At 64.3% G+C, this 24,705-nt stretch carries 19 protein-coding genes and 1 pseudogene; 3 read left to right on the top strand and 17 right to left on the bottom strand.

The annotated features are described in order from the left end of the window. The 11 genes and pseudogenes from GHK24_RS13620 to GHK24_RS07135 all read right to left on the bottom strand — a co-directional run. Positions 1 to 585: pseudogene (locus GHK24_RS13620) on the bottom strand (IS3 family transposase); the annotation flags it as partial. Positions 586 to 775: 190 nt separating this feature from the next. Next, positions 776 to 2,050 carry a Vi polysaccharide biosynthesis UDP-N-acetylglucosamine C-6 dehydrogenase TviB gene (gene tviB / locus GHK24_RS07180; protein WP_153471185.1) on the bottom strand — a complete coding sequence of 425 codons (1,275 nt, stop codon included), beginning with the start codon at positions 2,048 to 2,050 and terminating at the stop codon, positions 776 to 778. Positions 2,051 to 2,469: 419 nt separating this feature from the next. Next, entirely contained in the window at positions 2,470 to 4,392 is a 1,923-nt protein-coding gene (locus tag GHK24_RS07175; RefSeq protein ID WP_228384582.1) for a polysaccharide biosynthesis protein, read from the bottom strand. Positions 4,393 to 4,659: 267 nt separating this feature from the next. Next, positions 4,660 to 5,709 (bottom strand): SDR family oxidoreductase, encoded by a 1,050-nt coding sequence (locus GHK24_RS07170; RefSeq protein ID WP_153471314.1) that lies wholly within the window; start codon positions 5,707 to 5,709, stop codon positions 4,660 to 4,662. A gap of 68 nt (positions 5,710 to 5,777) precedes the next feature. After that, positions 5,778 to 6,215 carry a MarR family EPS-associated transcriptional regulator gene (locus GHK24_RS07165; protein ID WP_340666136.1) on the bottom strand — a complete coding sequence of 146 codons (438 nt, stop codon included), beginning with the start codon at positions 6,213 to 6,215 and terminating at the stop codon, positions 5,778 to 5,780. Between the two features lie 106 nt (positions 6,216 to 6,321). Then, positions 6,322 to 6,879 (bottom strand): dTDP-4-dehydrorhamnose 3,5-epimerase, encoded by a 558-nt coding sequence (gene rfbC / locus GHK24_RS07160; protein WP_153471179.1) that lies wholly within the window; start codon positions 6,877 to 6,879, stop codon positions 6,322 to 6,324. Further along, positions 6,876 to 7,772, bottom strand: coding sequence for a glucose-1-phosphate thymidylyltransferase RfbA (gene rfbA, locus GHK24_RS07155; RefSeq protein WP_340666135.1), 897 nt, complete (start codon positions 7,770 to 7,772; stop codon positions 6,876 to 6,878). The genes rfbC and rfbA overlap by 4 nt, the downstream gene beginning before the upstream one ends. 35 nt (positions 7,773 to 7,807) lie before the next feature. After that, entirely contained in the window at positions 7,808 to 8,725 is a 918-nt protein-coding gene (gene rfbD / locus GHK24_RS07150; protein ID WP_340666134.1) for a dTDP-4-dehydrorhamnose reductase, read from the bottom strand. Then, positions 8,722 to 9,786 carry a dTDP-glucose 4,6-dehydratase gene (gene rfbB / locus GHK24_RS07145; protein ID WP_153471173.1) on the bottom strand — a complete coding sequence of 355 codons (1,065 nt, stop codon included), beginning with the start codon at positions 9,784 to 9,786 and terminating at the stop codon, positions 8,722 to 8,724. Before rfbB ends, rfbD begins: the two co-directional genes overlap by 4 nt. A gap of 25 nt (positions 9,787 to 9,811) precedes the next feature. Then, complete coding sequence (locus tag GHK24_RS07140; RefSeq protein ID WP_340666133.1) at positions 9,812 to 10,819, bottom strand: NAD-dependent epimerase; 1,008 nt, start codon at positions 10,817 to 10,819, stop codon at positions 9,812 to 9,814. Further along, positions 10,816 to 11,685, bottom strand: a complete 870-nt coding sequence (locus GHK24_RS07135) for a glycosyltransferase family 2 protein (protein ID WP_153471170.1) — start codon at positions 11,683 to 11,685, stop codon at positions 10,816 to 10,818. Before GHK24_RS07135 ends, GHK24_RS07140 begins: the two co-directional genes overlap by 4 nt. A 62-nt stretch (positions 11,686 to 11,747) precedes the next feature. Between GHK24_RS07135 and waaC the strand changes: the two genes are divergently transcribed. Together waaC and waaA are read left to right on the top strand one after the other, a co-directional pair. Beyond that, entirely contained in the window at positions 11,748 to 12,839 is a 1,092-nt protein-coding gene (waaC, locus tag GHK24_RS07130) for a lipopolysaccharide heptosyltransferase I (RefSeq protein ID WP_153471167.1), read from the top strand. After that, positions 12,839 to 14,317, top strand: a complete 1,479-nt coding sequence (gene waaA, locus GHK24_RS07125; protein ID WP_153471164.1) for a lipid IV(A) 3-deoxy-D-manno-octulosonic acid transferase — start codon at positions 12,839 to 12,841, stop codon at positions 14,315 to 14,317. The genes waaC and waaA overlap by 1 nt, the downstream gene beginning before the upstream one ends. Positions 14,318 to 14,358: 41 nt before the next feature. Here the strand turns inward: waaA and GHK24_RS07120 are convergent, their stop codons facing one another. From GHK24_RS07120 to GHK24_RS07100, 5 genes are all read right to left on the bottom strand, one after another. Next, positions 14,359 to 15,684: a TolC family outer membrane protein gene (locus GHK24_RS07120; RefSeq protein ID WP_153471300.1), complete on the bottom strand. Its 1,326-nt coding sequence runs from the start codon at positions 15,682 to 15,684 to the stop codon at positions 14,359 to 14,361. An 82-nt stretch (positions 15,685 to 15,766) separates the two neighbouring features. After that, on the bottom strand, positions 15,767 to 16,420 hold the full coding sequence (locus GHK24_RS07115) for a protein-L-isoaspartate O-methyltransferase family protein (RefSeq protein ID WP_153471160.1): 654 nt from the start codon (positions 16,418 to 16,420) through the stop codon (positions 15,767 to 15,769). Positions 16,421 to 16,552: 132 nt separating this feature from the next. Continuing rightward, a complete protein-coding gene (locus tag GHK24_RS07110) occupies positions 16,553 to 19,681 on the bottom strand; it encodes an efflux RND transporter permease subunit (protein ID WP_153471157.1) in 3,129 nt (1,042 codons plus the stop codon). After that, the gene (locus GHK24_RS07105) at positions 19,678 to 20,844 is read right to left on the bottom strand and encodes an efflux RND transporter periplasmic adaptor subunit (RefSeq protein ID WP_153471154.1); all 1,167 of its coding nucleotides are present in this window, start codon (positions 20,842 to 20,844) and stop codon (positions 19,678 to 19,680) included. Before GHK24_RS07105 ends, GHK24_RS07110 begins: the two co-directional genes overlap by 4 nt. 5 nt (positions 20,845 to 20,849) lie before the next feature. Beyond that, entirely contained in the window at positions 20,850 to 21,686 is an 837-nt protein-coding gene (locus GHK24_RS07100; protein WP_228384581.1) for a TetR/AcrR family transcriptional regulator, read from the bottom strand. Positions 21,687 to 22,033: 347 nt separating this feature from the next. Between GHK24_RS07100 and GHK24_RS07095 the strand changes: the two genes are divergently transcribed. After that, positions 22,034 to 24,010, top strand: coding sequence for a bacteriohemerythrin (locus tag GHK24_RS07095; protein ID WP_153471151.1), 1,977 nt, complete (start codon positions 22,034 to 22,036; stop codon positions 24,008 to 24,010). 78 nt (positions 24,011 to 24,088) lie between these two features. Here the strand turns inward: GHK24_RS07095 and GHK24_RS07090 are convergent, their stop codons facing one another. Then, entirely contained in the window at positions 24,089 to 24,610 is a 522-nt protein-coding gene (locus tag GHK24_RS07090) for a hypothetical protein (protein ID WP_153471148.1), read from the bottom strand. Between the last annotated feature and the right edge of the window lie 95 nt (positions 24,611 to 24,705).

The raw sequence follows: 24,705 nt of genomic DNA, 5'->3' as shown, positions 1-24,705 counted from the left end.
ACCTGACCGACGACGATAGCCCACCTGCGCGCGCAAGCCTTCCTGCCGCATCAGGCGATAGACCCGGTGCTTCCCGCTGCGCTCGCCGAGATCGCGCAGATCAGGGGCGATCTTGCGATAGCCATAGACGCCCCCGCTCTCCATCCACGATTGTTTGATCAGCCCCTGGAGCCGCGGATCCTCCTGTCGGCGCGGGGATGGCGGTTGAGCTTTCCAGGCGTAATAGCCGCTGGGATGGACTTCCATGACGTAACAGAGTCGGCGAACGGTGGGCTGCATTTCGTGGGTTTGGATGAAGGCGTACCTTACCGGGACTCTTTGGCAAAGTACGCTGCGGCCTTTTTTAGGATGTCGCGCTACTCGCTGACCCGCTTCAGTTCTGCCTTCAGGCGCCGAATCTCCGCCGCCTGGTCCTGCAGTTCAGCCCGCTCGGCCGGCCGGGTGCTGATAGCGCTTCAGCCATTCATACAGGCTGTGTTGCGATACGCCGATCCGGCCGGCTACGTCGGCAACCGGAGGGCCCCGCTCGGTGACCTGCTTGACTGCCTCAATCTTGAATTCTTCCGGGTAACGCGTGTTGCTCATGACGCCTCCTTTTGCCTAAGTTTAAGGCGTCGGAGTGTCTACGGGGGCTGGGGCGATTCACTACGCGCTGATCAAGCCTGAGCAGACGTTCGATGAGACTACTACTCCCAGTGAAACCCACAACGACCGTGACGAGCCAATTTTGGGCGTTTTGCGAAGCTCGTCGCAGAATTCTTCGTAACGAATCATGTTAGAGCCGGCCATCAGCAGCACCTCGAGGCAAAACGCTTTTGACGTCAAAAATTACCGCGCCAGGCAGCCCCCAAGCTTTAATCCCAACTTCGCCGAGCCCTACGAACTGCCGATGACCCACAGCCAGAATTATTGCAGCGTACTCACCTTCTTTAGGTGGCTGTGCTAGACACTCCAATCCATACTCGTGCCGCGCCTCGGAAACATCGATCCACGGGTCGTAGACATCAACAGATGTATTGTAAACACGCAGAGCAGCGACGATATCGACCACCTTGGTGTTGCGTACATCGGGGCAGTTTTCTTTAAAAGTCAGCCCGAGGACCAATACTTTGCTCCCAAGAACGGGCAGGTTCTTGCGGAGCATCAACTTAACGGTTTCGTCAGCAACGTGAGTCGCCATACTGTCATTGATGCGCCGCCCCGCGAGTATAACTTCCGGGTGATAACCGACTTCTTGTGCCTTATGTGTAAGGTAGTAGGGATCCACGCCAATGCAGTGCCCACCTACTAAGCCAGGACGGAAAGGCAAGAAATTCCATTTCGTACCTGCCGCTTGCAGAACTTCGAGCGTATCGATACCCAGCTTGTTAAAGATAAGACTGAGCTCGTTCATGAGTGCGATATTGACATCACGCTGCGTATTCTCGATAACTTTTGCGGCCTCAGCCACCTTGATACTGCTTGCCTTGTGCGTTCCCGCCGTAATAATACTGGAATACAGCGCATCAACATCATTGGCGACGGAGGGAGTGCTACCGCTCGTTACCTTTTTAATCGAGGGAAGCCGGTGCTCTTTGTCTCCAGGATTGATGCGCTCTGGGCTATACCCGCAGAAGAAATCCTCGTTAAACGTTAGCCCACTGAACTTCTCCAGAACAGGCACGCAAATTTCTTCCGTTGCACCGGGGTAGACAGTTGACTCGTAAATAACGACATCACCAACCTTCAGTACTTTTCCAACGGCCTCGCTAGCTTTCAGTAAGGGCGTCATATCCGGTCGATTAGCACGATCTACCGGGGTAGGCACCGTAACAATATAAACTTGGGCCTGCTCTAGGTCTTGAGCCTCGCAACTGTAGCGCAGATATTTAGCTTGCAATAACTCCTCGGAACTGCACTCCAGGGTAATGTCTATTCCCGCCCGCAGATCTTTAACCCTCTTAGGATTTATATCAAACCCAACAACCTCGCGCCGCTTCCCGAATTCGACCGCAAGAGGAAGACCGACATAGCCCAGCCCAACGATGGCGATAATGCTCTCTGAATTCATAATCTCTACCGCAAAAAAAATTAAAGTTCACTTGGCGAAATAATCGCCACAGCAACCAACTCGCGCCAGTCGCCCAATTCGGTACCTCTGCCCTATTCGCCCCCCCCGAGGGGGCTTGTGACATTAACGCAATTTTTTGCGCTGACACCTAGGCAGCGCCCCTATGACAAAAAACCTTTTCCGTGTCATGAACAGCCCCTTGCCCACCACCATGCCTTTGGCGTAAGGCCGCAAAATCCAACTATCTATCCAACGCCAATCCAACTCAATCTGCACAGAGCCCTTTCAATGTACCAGACCAGAATGCGCGCCTCGATTAACGCTATCATTGGAACAGAAATTTCGTCGAAGCTTGTTGCGGCACACACCACCTTTCCGGTTTGCGTTAACCGCCTCTAGGGCAGGGAAAAGCCAGCAACTTAATGCAACGCAGACGTCGACATCGTGCTGGCGCTGCGCTCGAGACGCCGCCACAGCAATTCTGCCTCGCCTTGATGGCCGGGCGTGTATTCGCACACCGCCCCCCGTAACAGCGACATTGCGTCGGCGTAGTCGAAACGGCGGCAGGCATCATCCATTGCCTGCAAGCGCTCGATCAACTCGGACCAAGGCAACTCGTGCTCGAAGGCGCGCATGATTAGGGGGTGCGTTGTCCCTTCCACGTTATCGCCGATGAGCAACTCTTCGTAGAGTTTTTCGCCTGGACGCAGGCCGACGATGTCGATCGCGATATCGCCGTTCGGATGCTGCTCGTCGATGACCTCCAGGCCCGAGAGACGCACCATGCGCTTGGCGAGGTCGAGAATGCGCACAGGCTTACCCATATCGAGCACGAACACTTCCCCTCCCTGGGCCATGGCGCCGGCCTGAATAACGAGTTGCGCCGCCTCGGGAATGGTCATGAAGAAACGCGTGATGTCGGGATGGGTCAGTGTAATCGGCCCGCCCGACTCAATCTGCTTGCGAAAGAGCGGCACCACCGACCCCGACGAACCGAGCACATTGCCAAAGCGCACCATGCAAAAGCGCGTGGAGCCGCCTTGCCGGGCCAACGCCTGCAGAATCAACTCGGCCAGGCGCTTGCTCGCCCCCATAATGTTTGTCGGTCGCACTGCCTTGTCGGTAGAAATCAACACGAAGGTCTGCACACCTGCGGCCGCGGCCGCCTCAGCCAGACGCCGGGTACCGATGGCGTTGTTACGCAGCCCCTCGACAGGATTGTGCTCGACCAGGGGCACGTGCTTGTAGGCCGCCGCGTGATACACCGTCTCGACACCATAACTGCGCATGAGCAATTCGTTGCGGCGTTGATGCAACACCGACCCCAATACCGGCACCAGCTCGATACCCGCGCGCACGGCCAGAGGGCGCAGTTCCTGATCGATCGCGTACAGTGCGAATTCCGACAACTCCAGCAACACCAGACGCTGCGGCCGCTGCGTAACAATCTGCCGACACAACTCCGCACCAATCGAGCCGCCAGCGCCGCTCACCAGAACCGATTTACCGGTAATGCACGCCGCCAACAAACGCGCGTCCGGTGCTACCGCTTCACGTCCAAGCAAGTCCTCGATATCGACCGGCCGCAACGCATCGACCGTCACCGAGCCGCTGACGATATCGGCCATCCCCGGCACAATTTTTAGCGCACACGGGAAGGGCTCCAACAAAGCCAATATTTCCGCACGACGCGCTCGCGATGCGGAAGGCACTGCGAGGAGAATCTCCGTGACGCCTTTGGTGGCGAGTACCTCGGCAATCTCCTCGGGCGCATACACCCTCAAGCCGGCCAATTCCGTCCGCTGCAGCTCCGCCTTGTCGTCGAAGAAAGCCACGGGCAAATAATCGCGTCCGGCCCTCAGGGCAAACGCCAGTTGCGTCCCCGCGCGGCCGGCCCCGTAGATCGCCACGCGCTTGCGCCCCGCCAACTGCCTCTCGGCATTGAGAAAATAGCTCCGCGCCAGAAAACGGCTCGCGCCGACGTAAAGAATCGCCAGCAACCAGTAGATGACCAGAACGCCGCGCGACACCCCGAGGATGTGCTGGAAGGCTACGAATGCAGTCAACCCCAAGACCGAGAGCGTCACGCCAAGGAAAACCACGTAAACAACCCGATCTTCCATGAACCGGATGACGGCGCGATATAAGCCCAAGCGGATGAAAACGGGGATCGCCGTCAGCGGCGCCGCAAGAACCATCCAGTGGTACACCTGCAAAGGGGGCGTCAGGCTATCGAAGCGTAAGACCACTGCCGACCAAAACGCGAACAACAAAAGGATGAAATCTACGGAAACAGCAATGATTTGCTTGCTACGCCGTGGGAGTGCGAAAAAACGATTCAACAAAGTCCCCCCGTTATGGAATAAGGCACCACTCTCAGCTTCTACTCAAACGGGAAGCGTTTTTTATGCAATATGCGCCCCCTTCACGGAATCAAAACGGTAAAAACCACACGATGAATAATCGCGCACTAAATATAACCGAACAATAACCATTTTTCATAATAACAAAAGCACTCCCCTCCCCGGAACGAGCCCCCCTCGTATCGCCATGAGCACGGGAACACCAAGGGCAAACACACCACTATCTTGGAAATAGATACTCTGTCGCTATGCAGCAGAAGTAGGCATCAAAAAACGGCGATACCAATCCATCGCCACGTGCAGCCCCTCTTGAACGTGGTGCGTCGGCGTATAGCCGAGCAGTCGCTTAGCTTTGTCGATATCGGCCAGGGAATGGCGAACATCGCCGACGCGAAAGTCGCGATGCTCGGGACGTACATCGCGAAGCGACGGAATACGCTCTGCGAGCACATCGCGTATGTGCGCGTACAACTCGTTCAGACTTGTCCGCTCCCCCACCGCGACGTTGTACACCTGATTGCGCGCGGCAGCATCGGTCGTCGTGGCAGCGAGTAGATTGGCCTGAACGGCATTGGCGACGAAACAAAAATCACGGGAAGTTTCACCATCACCATTGATGAACACCGCCTCGCCCTGAATCATCGACGACACCCATCGGGGAATGACTGCCGCATAGGCCCCATTGGGGTCCTGGCGAGGGCCAAAAACGTTGAAGTAACGCAAACCGACCGTCTCAAAACCGTAGCAGCGAGCAAACACCTCCGCGTAAAGCTCGTTAACGAGTTTCGTCACCGCGTATGGCGACAAAGGCTTACCGATTACATCCTCGACTTTAGGCAGAGCCGGATGATCGCCATACGTCGAACTGCTAGCGGCATATACAAATCCCTTCACTCCTGCGTCGCGCGCCGCAACGAGCATATTGAGGAAACCAGCGACGTTAGCCTGATTGGTCGCCACTGGATCGGCGATGCTGCGCGGCACCGAGCCAAGCGCAGCCTGATGCAACACGTAATCCACCGCTTGCCCCGCCGGCGCGACGGCGCGACGGCAATCGTCGATCCGGCAGATGTCTCCGTGAATAAACTCGAAGCGCGTCCACTGTTCGGGCGTCAAGAGCGAACGCACCTCGTCAAGATTGCGCTGATGCCCCGTCGCAAAGTTATCGAGCCCGACCACACGCTGATCAAGCCGCAACAAGGTCTCCAGCAAATTGCTACCAATGAAGCCGGCCACGCCGGTAACCAGCCAAACCCGCGGAAAACTCTGCAAGCGAGCGCAAAGAGACGAATACATATTAGTCATAAAAACTCAAGGCACGTGATGGAGTGCGACTAAGCACGACCGCAGCGCTCCAGAAAAACTCAGACATCAGATCCCGCCGCACCACTAGCAACTCGGAGAGAGAGGGAGAGAAGCTCGCCGTCACGCAAAGGAACATTAGCCCCTTCCACGAGCGGACCAGCCGAAAGAGCGGGGAGTGCTTCAATTTCTTGGCGCAACATCGCGATCTCGTTGCGCAGACTCGCGTATTCGGCCTCTTTACGAGCCAAATAGGCGCGAGTCAATCGCAGCCTTTCGCCGACACCGTCGGGAGTCAGCAAATAGAGATACGCCCATTTGCTGTCGCTCCTCCGAAAGTTGCCTGCTTTGACCCAGCCTTTTTCCACCAACGCCTTCATCAAATAATGGGTCTTGCCGAGACTGACGCCAAGCCGCAGCGCCAACTCCCGCTGCGATAGCTGCGGCCGCTGCTCCAGCACTTTCAACACATTCCAATGGGCAATTTCTTGCGGATTCACGGGGCGACGGGCTCGCGTTCAATCGATGAACACGGATGTTACCGAGCGCGCCAATGTCATGCAAGCCGGATTTCCTGCCAAACCAGAGCGAGAGAAACCCATAGAGTCACGCAAGGCCCACACTCGATCCACCGCGAAACATCTGCGGCGCGGCGGCGTCTCGCGGCGACAGGATCGGCGGAATTTCCAGCGGCCATGTAATCGCCAACACCGGATCGTTCCACGCTATCACCCGCTCAAGATCAGGCGCCCAAGGCGCTGTAGTCTTGTAAAGAAATTCCGCGCTCGCCGAAAGAACGAGAAAACCATGCGCAAAGCCCGGAGGAATCCATATCTGGCGGCGGTTCTGAGCAGAGATGACCCGCCCCACCCACCGCCCGAAACTCGGCGACTCACGACGAATATCAACGGCCACATCGAACACCTCGCCGGCAACGACACGCACCAGTTTGCCCTGCGCCTTCGGCGGCAACTGGTAATGCAAACCGCGCAACACCCCGCGCGCACTTTTCGAGTGGTTATCCTGAACGAAATCAACGTCGTAGCCGACCGCTTCGGCAAACGCCTGCCGATTGAAGCTTTCGTAAAAAAACCCCCGCTCGTCGCCGAACACGGTCGGTTCGATCAGCAACACGTCGGGCAAGTCGAGCGGCGTTACTTTCATGCCACGCCCCTCTCCTGCACTAGGCTGAGCAGGTAGCGACCATAGCCAGACTTCGCCAGTGGTTCTGCCAACTTCGCGAGTTGCGCGTCATCGATCCAGCCGTGACGCCAGGCGATCTCCTCGGGAGCCGCGACTTTCAGCCCCTGCCGCTTTTCCAGCGTGGCAATGAACTGCGAGGCTTCGAGCATTGATTCGTGCGTACCCGTGTCGAGCCAGGCATAGCCGCGCCCCATGGTTTCAACATTGAGTTTGCCCGCTTCAAGGTAGCGTCGATTGAGGTCGGTGATCTCGAGTTCGCCGCGCGCCGACGGCTTGATCGCGCGGGCGTGCGCGACGACGTCGCTGTCGTAGAAGTAGAGTCCGGTGACCGCGTAGCGCGATTTCGGCTGATCGGGCTTCTCTTCGATACTGGCGGCACGTCCGGTCGAATCGAAAGAGACAACGCCGTAGCGCTCGGGATCGGTCACCGCGTAAGCGAACACCGTCGCTCCCTCCGTGCGCGCCGACGCGCGCTGCACCAGCGCAACGAAGTCATGGCCGTAAAAAATGTTGTCTCCGAGCACCAACGTCGCCGGAGCGCCCGCCAAAAAGCTTTCGCCGATCAGGAAGGCCTGCGCCAGACCGTCGGGCGACGGCTGCACGGCGTAGGAGAGCTGGATGCCCCACTGCGTGCCGTCACCGAGCAGCTGCGCGAAGCGCGATGTGTCCTGCGGCGTCGAGATGATCAGGATGTCGCGGATTCCCGCCAGCAGCAGCGCCGACAGCGGGTAGTAGATCATCGGCTTGTCGAAGATCGGCAGCAGCTGCTTCGACACCGCCTGTGTCGCCGGATAGAGTCGGGTGCCGGAGCCACCGGCGAGGATGATGCCTTTGCGGGGAAGCGGTGTCGTCACGGGAGCGGGCTCCGGGTCGGTTGGGCGCGCGGGCCTCAGTAGCCGTTGGCGCGTTTGAGGGCGAGCAGTTGCATCATGCGTTCGAGATACGGCAGCCAGTCGGGCATCTCGAGCGCAAAATCGCGTTCCAGCTGCGCGCAGTCGAGGCGCGAATTGGCCGGGCGCGTCGCCGGCAGCGGGTAGTCGGCGGTGGTGATCGGCGTCACCGTCCCGGCCGCCGGCAGTCCGTCGAATCCCGGCGTGCGCGCGGCGACGTCGAGGATGGCGCGCGCGAAACCGCACCAGCTGACCGGATTGGTCGCGGCCAGATGGTAGAGCGTACAGCCGTCGGGCGCGCGTTCGCCGCGGCGCAGCGCGGCAAGGACCAGCCCGGTGACGGTCGAGATCATCGCCGCCGGCGTCGGCGAACCGATCTGGTCGTCGACGATGCGCAGCGGCCGGCCTTCGCCGGCGAGGCGCAGCACGGTCTTGACGAAGTTCTTGCCGCGCGCGCCAAACACCCAGCTGGTGCGGAAGATCAGCGCGCGCGCGCCGCTGGCGGCGATGGCACGCTCGCCGTCGTGCTTGCTCTGGCCATAGACCGAGAGCGGATTCGGCGTATCGCTTTCGACCCAGGGCGCGGCCTTGCTGCCGTCGAAGACGTAGTCGGTCGAGTAATGCACGAGCAGCGCGCCGAGCGAGCGCGCCTCGTCGGCGAGGATTCCGGGCGCCGTCGCGTTGATGCGCTGCGCCAGCTCGGGTTCGCGTTCAGCCTGATCGACTGCGGTGTAGGCGGCGGCGTTGACGATGATCGCCGGGCGCAGCGCGCGCACTGTGCGCAGCAGCGCGTCGGCGTCGGCGAGATCGCATTCGCCGCGGCCGAGCGCCATCACCCGGCCGAGCGGCGCCAGCGAGCGCTGCAGCTGCCAGCCGACCTGGCCGTCCTTGCCGAGCAGCAGGATCGGCGTGCTCACGCGCCGGCTCCGTACTGCCGCTCGGTCCACTCGCGGTAGGCGCCGCTGGTGACGTTGGCAACCCAGTCGGCGTGGTCGAGGTACCAGCGCACGGTCTTTTCGATGCCGCTCCCGAAAGTTTCCGCCGGCTGCCAGCCGAGTTCGGCGGCGATCTTGTCGGCGTTGATCGCATAACGGCGGTCGTGGCCCGGCCGGTCGGTGACGAAGACGATCTGCTCGCGATAGCTGCCGCCCTGCGCGCGCGGCGCGTGGCGGTCGAGCAGATCACAGACGGTGTGCACCACCTGCAGGTTGCTCATCTCGTTGCGCCCGCCGATGTTGTAGGTCTCGCCGACGCGGCCGGCGGCGAGAACGCGGCGGATCGCTGCGCAATGGTCACCGACGTACAGCCAGTCACGCACATTGCTGCCGTCGCCGTAGATCGGCAGCGGCTTGCCGGCGAGCGCGTTGTGGATCACCAGCGGAATCAGCTTCTCGGGAAACTGCAGCGGGCCGTAGTTGTTCGAGCAGTTGGTGGTCAGCACCGGCACGCCGAAGGTGTGGTGCCAGGCGCGGACGAGGTGGTCGGAGGCGGCCTTCGACGCCGAGTACGGGCTGTTCGGCTGGTACGGGTTGGTTTCGGCGAAGGGCGCGTCGCTGGCCTCAAGCGAGCCGTACACCTCGTCGGTCGATACGTGCAGGAAGCGGAAGGCGGCGCGCTCGGCCGCATCGAGCGTCGCCAGATAGGCGCGCACCGCGTCGAGCAGGCGCCAGGTGGCAACGATGTTGGTTTCGATGAAGGCACCGGGGCCGTGAATCGAGCGATCGACGTGGCTTTCGGCGGCGAAGTTCACCACTGCGCGCGGCCGGTGCTCGGTGAGCAGGCGCGAGAGCAGCGTAGCGTCTCCGATGTCGCCGCGCACGAAGAGGTGGCGCGCGTCGCCTTCAAGTACGCGCAGGTTGTCGAGGTTGCCGGCGTAGGTGAGCTTGTCGAGATTGAGCACCGGCTCGTCGCTCTGCGCCAGCCAGTCGATGACGAAATTGGCGCCGATGAAACCGGCGCCGCCGGTGACGAGGATCATGTTCGTTCCCTTTGCCTTCGGTCGTTCAGCGCCCGATGTAAGCGCGATACCAGTCGACGAAGCGCCCGATGCCGGTCGCCAGCGACGTCTTCGGCGCGAAGCCGACCCAGGCGTCCAGGCGACGCGTATCGGCGTAGGTCGCCGGCACATCGCCGTCCTGCATCGGCAGGAAGCGCTTGTCGGCGCTGCGGCCGAGCGCCGCTTCGAGCGTTTCGATGAAGTCCATCAGCGCCACCGGTTCGCTGGCGCCGATGTTGAAAACGCGGTGCGGCACGCGCGCGGTGGCCGGCGTCGGCCGCAGCGGATCGTAGTCGGGATCGGCCGTCGCCGGCTTGTCGAGCACACGCAGCACGCCTTCGACGATGTCGTCGATGTAGGTGAAATCGCGGCGCATCTGCCCGTGGTTGAAAACGTCGATCGTCTGCCCGGCGAGAATCTTCTCGGTGAAGCTCCAGTACGCCATGTCCGGCCGGCCCCACGGACCATAGACAGTGAAGAAGCGCAGCCCGGTCGCCGGCAGCCCGTAGAGATGGCTGTAGGTGTGTGCCATCAGCTCGTTCGACTTCTTCGTCGCCGCGTACAGGCTGACCGGGTGGTCCACCGCATCTTCCTCGGCGAAGGGCATCTTGGCGTTACCGCCGTAGACGCTCGAACTGCTGGCGTAGACCAGATGTTCGACAGCGGAGTGGCGGCAGCCTTCGAGGATGTTCACGAAACCAAGCAGGTTGGCCTGCGCGTAGGCCACAGGATTTTTCAGCGAATAGCGCACCCCCGCTTGCGCGGCCAGGTGGACGACGCGCTGGCAGCGTTCGTTGGCGAACAGCGCCGCCACCGCCCCGGTATCGGCCAGATCGCCGCGCACGAAGCGAAACGCCGGATGCGCGAGCAAGCGGGCGAGACGGGCCTCTTTCAGCGCCACCGGATAGTAATCGTTGAGATTATCGAAGCCGACGACTTCGTCGCCGCGGGCGAGCAGACGCTCGCAGACGTACATGCCAATAAAGCCGGCGGCGCCGGTGACGAGAATTTTCACGGGCGCGACTCCGGCGAAGACGTGGCGGCGGGCGTCCGCGACTCCGGCGACGGCGCACGCGCGGCCGTCTGGCGTTCGAGTTCGATCATCTTGGCGTATTTGGTAAAGCTGTTGAAACAGCCGATAGCGATATGGATGAAACCGGGCAAACCGTCGCGGGCGCCGCGGCGGACGACAAAGAACTTGATGAAACGAATCAGCGGGCTACCCCACACCTGCCGCGCGCGCGCGCGGCGGCCGGCGGCAAACGCCGCCTCGGCGGCCAGCGTCGTGTAGCGGTTCTGTTTGGCAAGATAGGCAGCAATGGTATCGGCGGAATCGTGCAGCAAATCACCAGCGAGCGTCCCCACCGGGCGGTCGGCGATCACCTTCTCGTGCACGGCGTCGTCCGACCAGCGCGCCCGGCGGCGGTCAAAAAGCCGCAGGCTCCAGTCCGGATAGCCTTCGCCGTGACGCAGGTAGCGCCCGAGAAAGCGATTGCAACGGGCAAAACGATAGGCAGCCGGCGCCGCCTCTCCGGCAGCGGCCAGCGCAGCGCGGATCGAAGCAGCCAGCGCCGGCGTCACGCGCTCGTCGGCGTCGAGACAGAGCACCCAATCGTGCGTCGCCTGCTCCACTGCAAACTGCTTCTGTGCGCCAAAACCCAGCCAGTCCTGATGCAGCACCCGCGCGCCGAACTCCGCCGCCAGCGCCTGCGTGCCGTCGCCGCTGCCCGAATCGACGACGACGATCTCGTCGGCAAAGCCAACACTTTCCAGGCATGGGCGCAACTGCGCCGCCGCGTTGAGGGTGATCAACACGACCGACAGCGCGGGCCGGCCGCCTGCGGCGTCTGGCGTGGCGGGTAATGTGGGCGTGGAAAGCATGTCGGGAGCTGCGTCTCTTATAATCGGCGTTTTGCGGCGCGAGCCTGTCATTTTACCTGCCGATGCGAATTCTACTGATCAAAACCTCCTCGCTCGGCGATGTCATTCACAATCTGCCCGTGCTCAGCGATTTGGCGCGCGCCTTTCCCGGTGCCGAAATCGACTGGTGCGTCGAAGAAGCCTTTATCGACATCCCGCGTCTGCACCCGGCCTTGCACGCGGCGATTCCCGTCGCTGTGCGCCGCTGGCGCAAGGGCCTGCTGCACGCCCAGACATGGCGCGAGATCGCTAGCTTTCGGAAGCGGCTGGCACAAACGGCTTACGACTTCATCCTCGATACGCAAGGCCTCGTCAAAAGCGCGCTGGTCGCCAAAGCGGCCACCGGCGTTCGCCTCGGCTACAGCGCCGCTGCGGCACGCGAGCCATTGGCCGCGCGCTTTTACGAGCGCAGCTTCGCCATCCCGCGCAACGCGCACGCAGTCATGCGCAATCGCTGGCTGGCCGCAGCGGCCTTCGGTCTTCCCGCCGACAGCGTCGAGGCCACGCCGCTCGACTACGGTATCGCTGCCCCGCCGCTTGCTCTGCCCTGGCTGACAGGCGCACAGCGCTACGCCGTACTGCTCAGTGCCACCTCGCGCGACGACAAGCTCTGGGAAGAAGCGCGCTGGATTGCGCTGGGCCGCGCCCTCGCCGAACGCGGCATCCGCGCCGTCCTGCCGGGCGGCAATGCGCACGAACGCGAGCGTGCGGCCCGCCTGGCGGCGAACATCCCCGGCGCGCTGGCCGCGCCTGCCATGGGCCTGCGCGACGCCGCCAGCGTCCTCGGCCACGCCGCACTGACCGTCGGCGTCGACACCGGACTCGTCCACCTCTCCGCCGCCCTCGGCACGCCGACACTGGCGATCTACACGGCGACCGACCCGGCCCTGACGGGGGCGCTGGCCGGCAGCACGGGCGACATTTCGGGGAACACTTCGCACTGCGCCGCGCATACGACGTCGAACGGCGTGCGAATCGGCGCAACGGCAGCCCCCTCCTCGCCGCGCCCCCCGACCACCTTCGTCCGCAATCTCGGCGGCAAGGGCGCGCCGCCCAATGTCGAGCAGGTGCTGTCCATCGCCGACATGGCCTTGCAGCCACAGAGGGCTGGCTGATGCTGCGCACACTGTATTCCGCCGCCTTCACGCTGGCGCAGCCGGCGCTGCTGGCGCGACTCTTCTGGCGCGCACGCCGCCAACCGGAGTATCGGCAGCACATCGGCGAACGTTGGGGGCATTACGCGGCGTGGCCGACGCCGGTGGAGCGGCCACCACTACTCTGGCTGCATGCTGTCTCCGTCGGCGAAACCCGCGCCGCTGCGCCCGTGATCGACGCCTTGCTCGCCGCGCATCCGCAGCACACGTTACTGCTTACGCACATGACGCCCACCGGCCGCGCAGCAGGTGCGGAATTGCTGACGCGTCATCCCGGCCGCATCGTCCAGGCCTATCTACCCTACGACCTGCCCGGGCCATGCAAGCGCTTCTTCGCGCACTTCCGCCCACAGCGCGGCCTGATCATGGAGACCGAACTCTGGCCCAACCTCTGCGCCGCCGCGGCGGCGCAGCGCGTGCCGCTGGCGCTGGTGAACGCGCGCCTGTCGGCCCGCTCCGCCGCCGGCTACGCGCGTGTGCGCGGCCTGATTGCGCCCGCGCTCGCCTCGCTGTCGGTGATCGCCGCGCAAACCGAGGCGGATGCTGAACGCCTGCGGCGCCTGGGGGCGCCGCGCGTCGTCGTGTGCGGCAACCTGAAATTCGACGTCACGCCCGACGCCGCCGCGCGCGCGCGCGGCACGCACTGGAAACAGCGTTTTGTCGATGCGCACGGCAACGCCCGCCCCGTGCTGCTGGCCGCCAGTACGCGCGACGGCGAAGAGGCCTTGCTGCTCGACGCCCTCACCCCCTGGCTGAAACAGCCGGCGACAGAACCGTCGCCCTTGTTGCTGCTGGTACCGCGTCACCCGCAGCGCTTTGACGACGTCGCCGCGCTCGTCCGCGCCCGTGGTTTTACGCTGGCGCGACGCAGCGCGTTGCCGCCCGAGACAACGCAGAAGCCGTCCGCACACCGCGCGGAGAAGTCAGAAGCTATCGCTACACTCGCACCGGACGTACAAGTCTGGCTGGGTGACAGCATGGGCGAAATGGCGGCTTACTACGCGGCCGCCGACCTCGCCGTGATGGGCGGTAGCCTGCTGCCCTTCGGCGGGCAAAACCTGATCGAAGCCGCCGCCTGCGGCTGCCCGACACTGGTCGGCCCGCATACCTTCAATTTCGCGCAAGCCGCTGCCGACGCCATCGACGCGGGCGCCGCGCGACGCGTCCGGGGTCTGGACGAAGCGCAGGGCGACGCACCGGGCGGGGCGGCGGACGCTACGGCAAACGCCAACGATCCCTCGCCCCCGGACTCTCTCGCCGGATCGGTGAGCGCCACCCTTGCCACGCTGGCGCCAGCGCTACTCGCCGATCCGGCGGCGCTGGCGCGCATGCGCGAGTGCGCGCACACCTTCAGTCACGCGCATCAGGGAGCAACGGCACGCACCTTGGCGGCCGTCTTCGCGACGGACTCTGCACCTGCCAACGGGCGCGGCGTTTAACGCGTCCGGCGCCCCGACGCGAGCCGCGCCGCCGGACGCGATCAGTGCACCAGCAGTCCGTTGATTTGTTGCAGGTCGGCGTCGCTGAGCGTGCCGACCGCCGCCTTCAGCCGCAATTGTGCAAGCAGCGTGTCAAAGCGGGCGCGGGCGAGGTCGCGGCGGGTTGAATAAACCTGCTGCTCGGCGTTCAGCACGTCGATGTTGATGCGCACGCCCACCTCATAGCCGAGCTTGTTCGATTCGAGGGCGCTATTGCTGGAGAGCAGGGCCGCTTCCAGCGCCCGCACCTGAGCGATGCCGTTGACGACCCCGAGGTAGGACTGGCGGGCGAGCAACGAAGCGTTACGGCGCGCACCATCGAGCGCCGCATTGGCGGCCTCGCGATTGGCCGCCGCCTCGCGCGTTTTCGAGGTGACGTAGCCGCCCTGAAAGATCGGGATATTGAGTTGCAGCCCGACGGCACGCGATGTGGAATCGAAGCGCGAATCGCCAAACTGGGTTTTGCCGGAACTGCTGTCGTTGTAACTGGCGACGACGTCGAGCGTCGGATAATGCCCGGCGCGATTGCGCTCGACTTCCCGCGCCGCCACCTCCGCCGCCGCCTGCTGCGCGAGAACGGTGAAGCTGTCCTTTTCGGCGGCATCGACCCAGTTCGCCATCGCGGCGGGTTGCGGCGGCGCCAGCGTCGCATCGTTACGCAGCGGATTGAGCGCACCGGCGTCCTTGCCGATGATGACGCTGAGCGTGTGGCGCTTGATTTCGAGGTCGCTGTCGGCGGCGATTTCCTGCGCTGTGGCGAGGTCGTAGCGCGATTGCGCTTCTTGCGAGTCGGTGATGGTGGCGGTGCCGACCTCGAAGTTCTTCTTCGCCTGCGCCAGTTGCTGCGCGATCGCCTCCTTGTTGGCGCGCACGGCGGTCAGGTTTTCCTGCGCGTAGAGCACGTCGAAATAGGCCTGCGCGACGCGCACGATGAGATCCTGCCGCGCCTGCTCGAAAGTCGCCTCGGCCTGCACGACCTGCAACTGTGCCTGATCGTACTGGACGATGTTCTGCCAGCGAAACAGCGGTTGCGTCAGGCTGACCGTGTAACCGTTGCTGTTGAAACTGGCGTCGCGCGAGCCGTTGCCGGTCAGCCCGCTGTAAGTGTTCTGGTTCCAGGTGGTGTTGCCGGAGGCGCTGATGACCGGCAGCAGACCGGAGCGCCCTTGCGGCAGTTTTTCACGGCCGGCGTCGAGGTTGGCGCGCGCCGCGGCGAATTGGGCGTCATAGGCGACCGCGTCGCGATAGACCTGCGCGAGGTCGGCAGCGAACACCGGGGAGGCTGCAAAAACTGCGCCGACAAGCAGTGCCAGGGCGTGGCGTTTCATCACAGGCATGGAAATATCTCGCTTTCAGGCGTGTCAGGCGATATCGGAGCCGCCGCGGCGGCCCGCGGAAGACTCGGAATATTCAGAATACGAACGGTCGGCTTGGCGCCACATTGTTCAGCAGCGGCACCACGGTTTCGAAGAGGTTCACGGTACTCCAGGCGTCCTCGTCGGTACGCGTGACGAGAATGGCTTCCATGGCGGGCGCGGCGCCGACGATGGCGACCAGTCGTCCACCCACCTTGAGTTGGGTCAGAAATTCGCGGGGTAGCTCGGGCAGCGCGCCGGAAATGACGATCACGTCGTACGGCGCCTGTTCCGCCCAGCCGCGCGAGCCATCGCCGACTTCGACGCTGACGTTGGCAAAGCCGGCCTGCGCCAGATTGCGTTCGGCAATCGCCGCCAGATCGGCGTCGCTCTCGATGGCGACGACAAATTCGGCGGTCGACGCCAGCAGGGCGGCCATGTAGCCCGTCCCGGCGCCGACTTCGAGAACGACGTCGGAGGAGCGCACCGTCAGCTCCTGCAACAGGCGCGCTTCGATCTTCGGCGGCAGCATGTGGCGGCCTTTGCCGATCGGCAGGTCAAGGTCGGCGAAAGCGAGAGACTTCAGCGCCGGCGGCACGAAGTCTTCGCGCCGGACCTCCGACAGCAGATCGAGGACGGTCGGATCGAGCACATCCCAGGGGCGGATTTGCTGTTCGATCATCTTGAAACGTGCCTGCTCGAAATCCATGCCTGTCCTGCCCCCGCCAAAATGGTCGCTGAATGGCCGTTTCCGGCCGCTTGATCTACTCGCCGACGTGTCTGCTCCGGCACCGACGGTGCTGGCGCCACCACGGAAAACACCGACGAGAAAGCCCATAAATTATACCCGAGCCGTTTCAGGCACCGCCGCGCGCGGCCCGGACGATTCCGCCGCCGGCATGACGCGATACCAGGCGGCGTACAAGGCCGGCAAAAAGAGCAAGGTCAGGACGGTGGCGACAATCAGCCCGCCCATGATGGCGACCGCCATCGGCCCCCAGAAGACGCTGCGCGTCAGCGGAATCATCGCCAGAATCGCCGCCGACGCGGTCAGCATGATCGGCCGGAAACGCCGCACCGTCGAATCGACGATGGCATCCCAGGTCGCCTTGCCGCTCTTTTCGTCCTGATCGATCTGATCGACGAGAATCACCGAATTGCGCATGATCATGCCCATCAGGGCGATTACACCAAGATTGGCGACGAAGCCGAACGGCACCTGAAACACCAGCAAGGCGATGGCGACACCGATCAAGCCGAGCGGCGCGGTCAGCAGGACCATCACCGTACGACCGATGTTCTGCAACTGGATCATCAACAGCGTGACGACGCCCAGCAGCATGATCGGCATCACCGCCTTGATCGATGCCTCGCCCTTGGCGGATTCCTCCGTCGCGCCGCCCACTTCGATACGAAAACCCGCCGGCAGTTTCGCGCGCACCGCATCGAGTTGCGGATCGATTTGCGCGGAGACGACGGGCGCCTGCGTGCCGTCGCGGATGTCCGCCCGCACCGTCACCGTCGGCACGCGATTGCGCCGCCAGATGAGACCGTCTTCCAGCTCATAGCGGATCGTCACCGCCTGCGACAGCGGCACGTACTTGCCGCTCGCCGTGCGGATGTTGATGTCGGCGAGCGCCGATAGACGCGTACGCTCGTCGCCGGCAGCACGGGCGACGACGTCGATCAGCTGATCGCCATCGCGCAACTGCGTCACCGCCACGCCGTTGAGGAGCGAGCTGACGAACTCGGACAACTCCTGCGTGCTGATACCCAAGGCCCGCGCCCGTTCCTGATCGACCTCGAGGTGAACGGTCTTGCCCATCTCGTTCCAGTCGAAATTGACGTCCGCCAGATGCGGGCTCTGCCGCATGATCGCGGCGACCTGCTCGGCTGCGGCGCGCAAGGCGACGCGATCCTCGCCAGAGACGCGGAACTGCACCGGAAAGCCGACCGGCGGTCCATTCTCGAGGCGCAGCACGCGCGCGCGCAGACCGCTCCACTCGCCTTTCTCGTCGGCGAAGATCGCTTCCAGACGACGCTTGAGGTCTTCGCGCGCGGCGATGTCGTTCGTGGTGACGACAAACTGGGCGAAGTTGTCGTTGAACAACTGCTGATCGAGCGGCAGATAGAAGCGCGGGCTGCCATTGCCGATGTAATCGGCGAAGAACTTCACCGAACGGTTCAATTCCGGCGTGTCGAGCAGCAGATGCTCCAGCTTCTTCGTCGCCGTTTCCGTCGCCTTCAGCGAAGCGCCTTGCGGCAGCCACAGATCGACCAGCAACTCCGGCCGGCTCGACGCCGGGAAGAACTGCTTTTGCACCCCCGTCGAGAAAGCCACCAGCGCCAGCACAAAGGCAAAGACCGTCGCGCCGATCACCCGCCAGCGCCGACGCACGCACCCGTCGACCAGAGCACGCACGCGCCGGTAGAAGGGCGTGTTGTAGACGTCGCCACCGCGCGCCTGCCCAATGGCCTCGAGTTTTTTCTGATTGAGCAACAGGTAGCCGATAAACGGCGTGAACACCACGGCGACGACCCACGAAACCAGCAGCGCGATGGTGACGACGGCGAAGATCGAGAAGGTGTACTCGCCCGCCCCGGAACGGGCGAAGCCGACCGGCGTGAACGCCGCCGCCGTGATCAGCGTGCCGGTCAGCATCGGGAAAGCCGTCGAGGTATAGGCAAAGGTCGCGGCGCGGAAGCGGTCCCAGCCCTGCTCCATCTTCACCACCATCATCTCGACGGCGATGATCGCGTCGTCCACCAGCAGCCCGAGCGCGATGATCAGCGCGCCGAGCGAAATGCGCTGCAGGTCGATGCCGAACACCAGCATCAGCAGGAACGTGATCGCCAGCACGAGCGGGATCGACAAGGCGACGACCGTGCCGGTACGCAGCCCGAGGCTGATGAACGAGACAGCCAGAACGATCACCAGCGCCTCGGCCAGCGAGGACATGAAGAGCTGGATGGATTCCTCCACTACCTGCGGCTGGTCGGCAACGACGTGGATATCGATGCCCTTGGGCAAATCCGCCTGCAAGCGCGCTACTTCGCGCCGCAGCGCGTCGCCCAGATGAATGACGTCGCCGCCCTTGCTCATCGCCACGGCAACGCCGATGGCGTCCTCGCCACCAAAGCGCATGCGCGGCGTCGGCGGATCGGCGAAACCTCGCCGCACCGTCGCCAGATCGCCGACGTGGAAGGTTTTCCCGCCCGCGTGCACGGCGACGTTGCGGACCGCCGCCTCCGAGTCGAACTCGCCGCTGACGCGAATGCGTACGCGATCGCTGTCGGTCTCGACAAAGCCCGCTGGCGTCACGGCGTTCTGGCTCTTCAGCGCCGCAAACACCAGTTGTGGATCGACGCCCAGCGCCGCGAGGCGGGCGTGCGACATCTCGACGTAGATTTTCTCGTCCTGCACGCCGACCAGCTCGACTTTTTTCACATCGTCGACGCGCCGCAGTTCGCGCGCGACACGGTCGGCCTCGTGACGCAGGCGGGCCAGATCGAAGCCATCGCCAGTCAGCGCGTAGAGCGTGACAAACGTGTCGCCGAACTCATCGTTGATGTACGGCCCCTGCACGCCGGAGGGCAAGGTGTCGCGAATATCGCCGATCTTCTTGCGCACCTGATACCAGGAATCCGGCACCTCCTTTTTCGGCGTGTAGTCCTTCAGCACCAGGAAAACCAGCGACTCGCCGGATTTCGACGAGGAGCGCATGACATCGACCCACGGCGTTTCCTGCAACTTCTTTTCGATGCGCTCGGTGATCTGCTGCTCGACCTCGCTCGCCGTCGCGCCAGCCCACAAGGTGCGCACGACCATCACCTTGAAGGTGAAATCCGGGTCTTCGGCCCGGCCAAGTTTGAAGTACGACAGGACGCCCGCCAGCATCAGCACGACGATCAGGTAGCCGACCATCGAGCGGTGCGACAGCGACCACTCGGACAGATTGAGATGCTTCATCGGGCCGCGCCCGCGGCGGGAGTGGGGGAAGCGGCAGGAGTCGAGGCGGCGGCTGACGCGGTCGCTGTGGCCGGCGCAGAGGACGCTGGCGGCGGTGCGGCTTCTGCCGGTGCCACCTTGACCTTCTCACCCTGCGTGAGCTTATGCACGCCAGCGACGACGATGCGCTCGCCAGCGGCAACACCGCCCGCCAGCGTCGCACCCTGTTCGCCCCAGGCCGTCACGCTCACCGGGCGCAGGGAGACCGTCTCATCGGCGCCGACGACCCAGACCGCCGCTTTGCCCGCCTGCTGGAAGATCGCCGTCAGCGGCACGAAGAGGGCGGAGGCCACCGGTTTGGCGTCAGCGAAGCGCACGCGCGCCGTCATGCCGAGCAAGGCGCGCGCATCCGGATCGACGAGCGAAACGCGCGCCGCGAAGGTGCGCGTCACCGGATCGGCGACACTCGCCAGCTCGCGCAGCACGCCACGGTAGCGGGCGCGTTCGTCGGCCCACAGGCTCACCTCGGCGGACTGCCCGACGCGCAGTTGCGTCACGCGCGATTCAGGAATGGCGATGGCCACTTCGAGCGCGCCGGGCCGCGACAGGCGAAAGACGGTCTGTCCGGCCGCCACCACCTGCCCGACTTCGGCGACCACCTCGGCGACGACGCCCGGAGCGTCCGCCGTCAGGACGGTATACGCCCGCTGGTTGTGTGCCAGATCCGCCTGCGCCTGCGCCGATTTCAGCGCCGTTTCCTTGGCGTCGAGCGCCGACTGGCTGACGAAGTTCTTGTCGCGTAATTCACGATAGCGACGCGCGTCGGCCTGCGCCAGCGCCAGCTGCGCGTCTGCCGAACTGGCGCTGAGCGCGGTATCGGCCGGATCGAGCCGCGCCAGCACCTCGCCCGCCTTGACGGTTGCGCCGGCGTTGGCGCGCCGTTCGATGATCTTGCCGCCGACGCGAAAGCCCAACGGCGTCTCATAGCGCGAGCGCAGTTCGCCCGCATACGTCGTCGCCGCCGCTTCACCGCCACTGCCGAGCACCTGCGTCACCACCGGCCGGGGCGTCGGCGGCGCCGGCGGCTCTTTGGCACAGCCCGCCAATACCAGCACGACGAGCGCAGGCAGGCCGACGCCCGCGAATATGGCGCGACGCCCACAGGACAGTCCGCCAGAGTTCATCCCCTTCATGCCCGCCCCTCGGCAGCCGACGCGCCGGCAGTGCCCGTGCGTGAATCGGCACACAGGCCGTTGATGAGCAGGTTCATGTGAGTCTCCAGATAGGTCGCCGGCGCGTAATCGTAGCCGCACATGCCCACCATCGAATGCCGCCAGATCAGCAACATGAGGATCGGCGAAAAAATGACGTCAATGGCGATTTCGATGTCCAGCGGACGGAATTCGCCGCGCGCGATGCCACGTTCGAGCACCGTGCGCATCAGGGCGCGACCACGCACGATGACGCGCTCGTGATAGAACTTCGCCAATTCAGGAAAATTGCCCGCCTCGGCAATAATCAGCTTCGGCATGCCGGCCAGCGGCGTTTCGCCAAGCAGGACCCACCAGCCAACGAGCAACTCGCGCACGCTGTCGGTCGCGCTGCCCTCGTACTGCGCCAGCCATTGCTCCGCCGCCGCCAGCGCCGGCACCAGCGACTCTTCGACCACGGACTTGAAGAGCGCTTCCTTGCTGTCGAAATACAAATAGAGCGTGCCCTTGGAAACGCCCGCACGGGCCGCCACATCGTCGAGCCGCGTCGCGGCAAAGCCACGTTCGACGAAAAGACCGAGCGCCGCCGCCACCAGTTCAGAAGGCCGCGCCGCCTTGCGCCGGCGCCGCACGGGCGCACTGTCGCCGGAGGCGACGGGCGGCGCAGACGACTCCTGCAGGGTTTTTTGCCAGGACGCCATGCCCAGCGTCTCGATGAAGGCGCACAAGGACGAAGCGGCGAACGGCGGGGCATCCGCCGCGCCTGCCGACGCTTGCGGCGCCTCCCGGCGCGATGGCTGACGAATCTGGTTCATGACGACCACTAATGACTGACCGGTCAGTAATGTAATCGGCGGCACCGGGCGGCGTCAATACGCGTCCAGCGCCGCGCAGCAAATTTCGCGGCCCTCTCGCGCCCCTCTCGCGAGCCGGGTGCGCCCTCGCTACCCCACCGACGCCCGGCACACCGCCACGCACATCCCCCAGCGCGGCGACGGCTCCGCGCCATCCGCCGGCCGCCGCCACACACCTTCCAATGACATTGGAAAACCTTTGAAATTCAGCGCAGTAAAGTCATTGAACGGCACGAGAAGTTGCCGTACAGTCGCTCCCCTAGCCTTCGCCGTCGGCCCACGGCGATGCCCCGCACGCCCCGTTCATCGTGACTCACACCGCCCCCTCGACCCGACCGACATCCGCTGCCATTCTGGTTGTCGCCTCTCCATCCGGGGATTGGCTCGCGCAGCTCACCGCCTCGCCGCAACTGGCGGGTCACGCCATTCACACGGTGGTGACATTGGACGAGGCAGTCGCGGCACTGCAGCGCGATGCGTCGATCGGCCTCGTGCTGCTCTGCCACAACGCCGCCGCGAGGGCCGCGGTCGGCACGCACAGCGCGGTACCGGTGGCATCCGCCGCAAGCCCGCCGTTCTCGGGCATCCCCCCCCTCCCCGCCTGCACCACGCTTCCTGCCCACGTTCTTCGCCTGCTGGCCGAAGCGCGCCCCCTGCTCTCCGTGATGGTACGCAGCGCGACCCCGCTTGAGGCGAAGACCGCCGACGCGCTGTGGGAGCTGGGTGTCGCCGATTGCCTGTTCACCCAGCGCAGCCACGAGTGGGCGGCCTCGCTGGCGACGGCCCTGCGCGAGCAGAAGCGCCGTGCGCTGCATCTGCGCCTGACCGAATCGCCAGCGCAGATCGCCGGCGCGCGTACGGTCGCTGACGTCGCTGCCGGCGTCCTGCGCATTCTGGGCGAGCAGGAAATCGCCCTGCGCGGCGGGCTGTTTTGCGTGGAGCGCAAAACCGGCGACACCGCGCACGGTGACCTGATCGCCCTGGCCGGCATGGGCGAATTCGCCAGGCGCATATGCACGCCCGTCGCCCGCCTCGACACGCCGGCCATGCGCGCCTTTCTGCGACGCGCCTGGAGCGCCCGGCACAGCATCTTTGCCGACGATTACGCCGCGCTCTTCGTGCAGACCACCGGCGAACAAACGCAGCCGGTGCTGATCCTGCTCTGTCTGGCGGCACCGCTACCCGACTGGCACCAGCGCATGCTCGACGCCTTCACCCGCGCCATTGCCCCGGCGGTCGAACACGCGCAGGTCGCGCAACAACTGCTACGCACGCAGCGGGCGACCGTCTCGACGCTCGCTACCCTCGCTGAATACAAAGATACCGACACCGCCCGCCACGTTGGCCGCGTTGCGCGCATGAGCGCCGAAATCGCCAGCGCGCTGGCGCCCAGCCACGCGGCGATCACGCCCCACATGCTGGAGAACATCGGCTACGCCGCCGTCCTGCACGATCTGGGCAAAGTCGGCATTCCCGAAAACATCCTGCTCAAACCTGGCGCGCTGAACGCGGAAGAGCGCACGGTGATCAATCGGCACGCCCTCATTGGTCACAGCATGCTCAGCCAATCGGCGGCGCTCGCCGCGCACGGCGAAGCCCGCCTCTTTGAACTGGCGGCGACGATCGCGCGCAGCCACCACGAACGCTACGACGGCGAGGGCTACCCGGACCGCCTCGCTGGCGAGAACATCCCGCTGGCGGCGCGCATCGTCGCCGTCGTCGATGTCTTCGACGCCCTCATCAGCGACCGCCCCTACAAACGACCGTGGACCGAGGCGCAAGCGCTGGCAATGATTCGCCGCGAAGCCGGCGCACACTTTGATCCCGCCGTCGTCGACGCTTTCCTGGCTGTCCACGAACGCAAACGGACCGCGCAGTTCATCCGCTGGACGCCGGCCATGTCGGTCGGCAATGCCGAACTCGACGCCGACCACCAGCGACTGGTCGACATCATCAACGACCTCGGCGTGAACATCGAACTGGCCAATCACAACACGCTCGAATTCATCCTCGACGATCTCGTTGCCTACGCGCAGGAACACTTCGCCCGCGAAGAAGCACATCTGGCGCGCATCGATTTCCCCGACCGCGCACGCCACACCGCCCTGCACGCCGCCATCGCCACGCGCATCGAGCAGGCGCGCTGGAAAACGCGGCAGGGCTTCCCGGCGGCGCTGGAAAACGAACTGATGCGCTTCCTCACCCGCTGGCTGAACCACCACATCCTCGTCGAAGACATGCAGTACGCGGCGCACACGCGCTCCATCGACAGCCCCCCGGCCTGAACCCGCCGCTCTCCGCCCGCCCGCCGGATCCCGCCCGCACCACGTCACCCGCCGGCCCGACGCCGCGCCAGCGTCGACTCAGTAGGGCGCCGCCGCCGTCACCGTGGGCACGCCCTCTGCGGCCACGCGCAAGGCAGAGGCCTCGACCCGGCCGAGCACGTGGCCATCGTCCGCCAGCAACACGACAGCGCCACCGTCGAGCCGTAAAGCCCTGGCCCCCTCGGCCGGCTGCTGCCCGAGCGAACGCAAACGGCGCGCGTCAAACACCTCGACCTGCTCGCCGCCCAACACCCACAGCCGCCCATGCTCGGCGTCGAGCGCCAGCGCGCGCACCGAATGCCGCCGGGGCGACGGCGCGAACGCCAGCGGCGTCGGCGCGGTCGTCGCCAGACTGAAGGCGCGAATGCTGCCGCTGCGCTCATCGGCCACGAACAGCAAGCGCTCCGCCTGCCACTCGACGAGATGCTGCTTCGGCAGGGCGGCTTCACTGGAGCAGCCGACGACCAAAAAGGAGGCGCCTCCCGCCATCAGCCACGCGAACCCCGAGCACCAACGAACCCGGCTCGACCGCAAAATCTGCTGCGCTGCTGTACGAAACATGGAGCACTCCTTTCTGTCGCCCGTACCGAAAATTGGCTACAGACCCGGCAACGGCGGGAGTCTGTAATGCCGGGCATTGACCGCGACCAGACAAT

The organism is Rhodocyclus gracilis, from assembly GCF_009617575.1.
Lineage (GTDB): Bacteria > Pseudomonadota > Gammaproteobacteria > Burkholderiales > Rhodocyclaceae > Rhodocyclus > Rhodocyclus gracilis.
Note: the sequence above shows the minus strand (reverse complement) of the source record. Positions and strands in the feature narration are given on the sequence as shown.

Excerpts from the sequence above, each read along its gene's own strand:
- GHK24_RS07135 (WP_153471170.1), bottom strand. The coding sequence starts at position 11,685 with ATGCTTTCCACGCCCACATTACCCGCCACGCCAGACGCCGCAGGCGGC.
- tviB (WP_153471185.1), bottom strand. The coding sequence starts at position 2,050 with ATGAATTCAGAGAGCATTATCGCCATCGTTGGGCTGGGCTATGTCGGT.
- GHK24_RS07090 (WP_153471148.1), bottom strand. The coding sequence starts at position 24,610 with ATGTTTCGTACAGCAGCGCAGCAGATTTTGCGGTCGAGCCGGGTTCGT.
- GHK24_RS07110 (WP_153471157.1), bottom strand. The coding sequence starts at position 19,681 with ATGAAGCATCTCAATCTGTCCGAGTGGTCGCTGTCGCACCGCTCGATG.
- GHK24_RS07120 (WP_153471300.1), bottom strand. The coding sequence starts at position 15,684 with ATGAAACGCCACGCCCTGGCACTGCTTGTCGGCGCAGTTTTTGCAGCC.
- GHK24_RS07100 (WP_228384581.1), bottom strand. The coding sequence starts at position 21,686 with ATGAACCAGATTCGTCAGCCATCGCGCCGGGAGGCGCCGCAAGCGTCG.
- rfbC (WP_153471179.1), bottom strand. The coding sequence starts at position 6,879 with ATGAAAGTAACGCCGCTCGACTTGCCCGACGTGTTGCTGATCGAACCG.
- GHK24_RS07170 (WP_153471314.1), bottom strand. The coding sequence starts at position 5,709 with ATGTATTCGTCTCTTTGCGCTCGCTTGCAGAGTTTTCCGCGGGTTTGG.
- rfbB (WP_153471173.1), bottom strand. The coding sequence starts at position 9,786 with ATGATCCTCGTCACCGGCGGCGCCGGTTTCATCGGCGCCAATTTCGTC.
- GHK24_RS07115 (WP_153471160.1), bottom strand. The coding sequence starts at position 16,420 with ATGGATTTCGAGCAGGCACGTTTCAAGATGATCGAACAGCAAATCCGC.
- waaC (WP_153471167.1), top strand. The coding sequence starts at position 11,748 with ATGCGAATTCTACTGATCAAAACCTCCTCGCTCGGCGATGTCATTCAC.
- GHK24_RS07105 (WP_153471154.1), bottom strand. The coding sequence starts at position 20,844 with ATGAACTCTGGCGGACTGTCCTGTGGGCGTCGCGCCATATTCGCGGGC.
- waaA (WP_153471164.1), top strand. The coding sequence starts at position 12,839 with ATGCTGCGCACACTGTATTCCGCCGCCTTCACGCTGGCGCAGCCGGCG.